Below are 4707 nucleotides of genomic sequence, written 5' to 3'. Positions count from 1 at the left end.
GCTCTTGCGCGCCGCCTACGGTCCTCGCGAGGCGGTGTCCGCCCGCAAGCTGATGTCCCGCCAGATCACCGCCGCCGACGCTCCGCGCGCCCACGCCGGGGGATTGGTGGCCCGCGCCGCGGGCTGGCTGCGCGAGAACCTCTAAGGCTCGCGCCGCAGGGCGCTGCACGATCGTTTCGCCACCCGACCAGATCCGGTCACATTTATCTCCTGCGTGGCGAGACTGTGTCCAGATTGTAACAACCCGGGTCTTGATTGGTCTCCGTGCCGCCACAATCCCTTGTCGCGAACGTCGTTGCTGCTAGCGTGACCCCAGAACCAGTGTCCCGTTTTAGGATGGGGCGCTGCGTCCTTGCATCATTATCGGTTGGGGCCCAACACATGCTAATCAAGCGTAAGCACCTCTTTGGCACGACGATCCTGGCGGGGGTCATGGCTGTGGCGGCTCCGGCCTTCGCTCAGACCACTCCGCCTGCGCAGCAGCAGCAGCCGGCGCGGCCGACGCAGCCGATCGCAGAACCGGATACCGAGCTGGGCGAAGTCGTCGTCACCGGCACCCGCATCCGCAACCCGGAATACACGGCGGCGTCGCCCGTCGCGGTGCTCACCTCCGAGAACAGCGACCTGCGGGGCATCCCGGATGTCGCCCAGGCGCTTCTGAATTCGACCCTGGCGATCAGCTCGTTCCAGCTGAACGACCAGCTGACGGGCTTCGTCACCGCCGGCGGCGGCGGCACCCAGTCGGTCGCCCTGCGCGGCGCGGGCCGCAACGCACGCTGACGCTGCTGAACGGCCGTCGGGCCGGCCCGGCGGGCACGCGCGGCCAGGTCCAGGCCTTCGACCTCGGCGTCATCCCGGGCTCGGTGATGGAGCGGACCGAAATCCTGAAGGACGGCGCTTCGTCGATCTACGGCTCCGACGCCGTGGCCGGCGTGGTCAACATCATCACGCGCCGTGACCTGGACGGCGGCTCGATGAATGCCTTCTACAGCAAGCCGTTCGAAGACGGCGGCGAACAGCTGCGCATCGACGGCGCCTTCGGCCGGACCTGGGACCGCGGCTTCATCAACATCGCGGCCGAGTACTCCGAAACCTCGATCCTGCGCCGCCGGGACCGGGATTACACCTCCTGCACCACCGACTATCTGTTCGATCCCGACACGGGCGACCGGGTCGACTACATCGACCCGTTCACGGGCAACTATAAGTGCTACAACCAAAACACTAACGCCGTGTCGCTGCTGACGTCCCAGCAGAGCATCGTCCGCCGCATTCCGGGTTACGTCTATCCGACCGCGGCCCAGGGCAACAACATCGCGACCGCTGCGGCCGCCTTCCCGGCGTTCGCCGCCGCCTACGCCGACTGGGCGCGCTACAACCGCGCCGGTTATCCGCTGACCTATCTGTATACGCCCAGCGACAACCCGCTGTGGCAGAACTCGTCGGTCATCAGCCCGGCCGAGCGCTATTCGGTCTATCTGAACGCCGGCGTGGATCTGACCGACGACATGGAGCTGTACGGCGAACTCCTGTTCAACAGCCGTGAATCGAGCCAGGTCGGCTCGGCGCAAGTGTTCCAGTCGTTCGCGCAGCGCAACATCGTCAACGGCGCGCCGAACAACCTGCCCGCCTCGAACCCGAACAACCCCTTCGGCCAGCCGATCCAGACGATCGCGCCTATGAGTCGAGCTCCTTCCAGAAGATCGACTATTACCGGGCCGTCGTCGGCCTGCGCGGCACCGCCGGCGACTGGGACTGGGATATCTACGGCCAGTACTCGCTGTCGGACGCCACCTATAACAACGGTCCGCGGATCTACCTCGACCGCTTCCTGGCCCTGAACAGCCCGAACGTCGCCTGTACGAACAACCCGCTGGGCGGCAACGTGTCGAACTTCGACTGCGCCGCCCTGCCGCAGGGCATTCCGTGGACCTCGGAGCGCGTGCTGACGGGCAACTACACCCAGGCCGAGCGTGACTTCTTGTTCTTCCAGGAAGACGCGACCACGACCTATGAGCACGCCTACATCGAAGGCGTGATCAGCACGAGCTCGCTGTTCACCCTCCCGGCCGGCGACGTCGGCGCCGCCTTCGGCATCCAGTACCGCCGCGAGGAGATCGACGACACCCCGGGGCCGCAGGCCATCCTGCGCAACACCGCGCTGTACACCACCGCGGGCCGCACGGCCGGTTCGGACACCATCCTGGAGACCTTCGCGGAGTTCGACGTTCCGCTGCTGGCCGACATGCCGTACGCCCACGACGTCCGGCTCAACGTCTCGGGCCGCCTGTCGGACTACGACTCCTACGGCCGTAGCTCCACCTACAAGGCGGGCCTGAACTGGGCGTTCTCGCCGGAGTTCCGCTTCCGCACCAGCTACGGCACCTCGTTCCGGGCGCCGGCGCTGTACGAGCAGTTCCTGGGCGCTCAGGTCGGCTATAGCTCGCAGGCGGCGAGCGACCCCTGCTATAACTACGACGAGAACGACACGATCGATCCTCAGGTCCTGGCGGGCTGTATCGCGGACGGGGCCAATCCCGACGTGGGCGGCTCCAGCGTGGCCATCTCGTCGGTGGGCGGTCGCGACCTGCTGGAGGCCGAAACGGCCGACAGCTGGACGATCGGCTTCGTGCTGACCCCGCAATCGATGCCGGTCAGCGTCGCGGTGGACTACTATGAGTTCACCATCGAAGACGCCGTCAGCCAGCTGGGCGCGTCCGAAATCCTGACGCGCTGCTATCGCGGCCAGACCGACTACTGCAGCCTGTTCACCCGTGTCCGCACGGGCGCGGACACCGGTCGCTTGGCCACGGTCAACAACGCCTATGTGAACGTCGCCGAACAGAGCAACCGCGGCATCGATCTGCAGGTGCGCTGGTCCGAGGAGTATTCCTTCGGCCGTCTGACCATCGAGAGCGCCCACAACTTCAAGCTGGAAGACACCGAGACTGTCGCCACCGACACCACCTCGTTCCTGGGCGACACGTTCAACCTGGGCGGTCCGGCCTACGCCGGGAACCTGTATGTCACCCTGTCGCGTGGCGATTTCTCGTACTTCTACGGGATCGACATGATCGGCCGGGGGTCGGACATCGACGAGAACGGCGGCGTGATCTTCGCCAACTCGAAGTACGCCGACCTGCCCAACGGCATCAACTCGGCGGACTGCTCGGCTCCGAACAACTACTGCATGCGCTACACCCTGGACACGCCGTTCTGGACCACCCATTCGGCGTCGGTCCGTTACCGCGGCGACAACTGGACCGCCTCGATCGGCATCCAGAACCTGTGGGACGAGGCCCCGCCGATCGCCGGCACCGGCCTGTTCCGCATCGGCAACGCGGCGCTGAACGCCTACGACATGCGCGGTCGTCGCCTGTCGCTGCGGATCGGCCGCACCTTCTAAGGCCCGAGGCCTGGAAGACGGACAAGGGCGGCCCTTTCGGGCCGCCCTTTTTCGTTCCTGTCCCGTGTTTCCTCCGGTCAAGGTTAACGATTTCCGTGCCTTCGGCTCCGACTCGCCCTATCCGGTAACACTCCCTTAAGCAGTCGGGGTGTTTCCTTAACGCGCTCATAACCAATGCGATTCGGCGGGGATTTCGCATCGGGACTGCAGGGCAGGGTCGGAATCTAAGGTCGGAACGAAATGTCTCTCTCGCTGGTGCGTCCGCAAGCCACGGAACTGAAGCCCCGGATCGTCGTGTTCGGCGTCGGCGGGGCGGGCGGCAACGCCGTCAACAACATGATCGACGCCGGCCTCGAGGGCGTCGAGTTCGTGGTGGCCAACACCGACGCGCAGCATCTGAGCTTCGCCAAGACCGACCGCCGCATCCAACTGGGCGAGACGATCACGCAAGGCCTGGGCGCCGGCGCCACCCCGCAGGTCGGCATGAACGCCGCCGAGGAGTCGGCCGAAGAGATTTCGGGCACCTGGACGGCGCCCACATGGTCTTCATCACCTGCGGCATGGGCGGGGGCACCGGCACGGGCGCCGCGCCCGTCATCGCCAAATGCGCGCGGGACCGCGGCATCCTGACCGTCGGCGTGGTGACCAAGCCCTTCACCTTCGAGGGCCGTCATCGCATGCGCCTGGCCGAGGCCGGCATCGCCGAGCTGCAGCGCTACGTCGACACCCTGATCGTCATCCCGAACCAGAACCTGTTCCGCGTCGCCAACGAGCGTACGACCTTCGCCGACGCCTTCGGCATGGCCGACCAGGTCCTGCACTCGGGCGTGCGTTCGATCACCGACCTGATGATCCTGCCGGGTCTGATCAACCTCGACTTCGCCGACGTCCGCGCCGTGATGAGCGAGATGGGCAAGGCCATGATGGGCACCGGCGAAGCCACGGGCGACGACCGCGCCCTGCTGGCCGCGCAGAACGCCATCGCCAACCCGCTGCTGGACGAAACCTCGCTGAAGGGCGCCAAGGCCGTGCTGGTCAACATCACCGGCGGCATGGACATGACCCTGCTGGAAGTCGACGAGGCCGCCAACGCCATCGCCGGCGAGGTGGACGCCGACGCCAACATCATCTTCGGCGCCGCCTTCGACCCGGCCCTGGACGGCAAGATCCGGGTGTCGGTCGTGCCGCACCGGCATGGAAGACCTGGCCGCGGCCAACACCACGGCCCTCGCCTCGACCTCGGTCTTCGGAGACCCCGCCGCCCCGGGCCGCCCGGGCCTATGCGCCCCGCGCCGGGCATC

At 66.7% G+C, this 4707-nt stretch carries 2 protein-coding genes and 2 pseudogenes; all 4 read left to right on the top strand.

The annotated features are described in order from the left end of the window. Positions 1 to 381 precede the first annotated feature (381 nt). The gene (locus AC2W7C_RS13565) at positions 382 to 780 is read left to right on the top strand and encodes a hypothetical protein (RefSeq protein WP_486001908.1); all 399 of its coding nucleotides are present in this window, start codon (positions 382 to 384) and stop codon (positions 778 to 780) included. Next, positions 777 to 875: pseudogene (locus tag AC2W7C_RS13560) on the top strand (hypothetical protein); the annotation flags it as partial. The gene AC2W7C_RS13565 and the pseudogene AC2W7C_RS13560, both read left to right, overlap by 4 nt. A gap of 671 nt (positions 876 to 1546) precedes the next feature. Further along, positions 1547 to 3406, top strand: a complete 1860-nt coding sequence (locus AC2W7C_RS13555; RefSeq protein WP_486001909.1) for a TonB-dependent receptor — start codon at positions 1547 to 1549, stop codon at positions 3404 to 3406. 240 nt (positions 3407 to 3646) lie between these two features. Next, positions 3647 to 4590 (top strand): annotated as a pseudogene (gene ftsZ, locus AC2W7C_RS13550) (cell division protein FtsZ); the annotation flags it as partial. Positions 4591 to 4707: the final 117 nt, after the last annotated feature.

This window comes from Brevundimonas sp. CURTG3B2_SDJG, assembly GCF_057364705.1.
Note: the sequence above shows the minus strand (reverse complement) of the source record. Positions and strands in the feature narration are given on the sequence as shown.

Bases quoted from the DNA above. Each gene is read 5' to 3' on its own strand.
- AC2W7C_RS13565 (WP_486001908.1), top strand. From the start codon at position 382: ATGCTAATCAAGCGTAAGCACCTCTTTGGCACGACGATCCTGGCGGGG.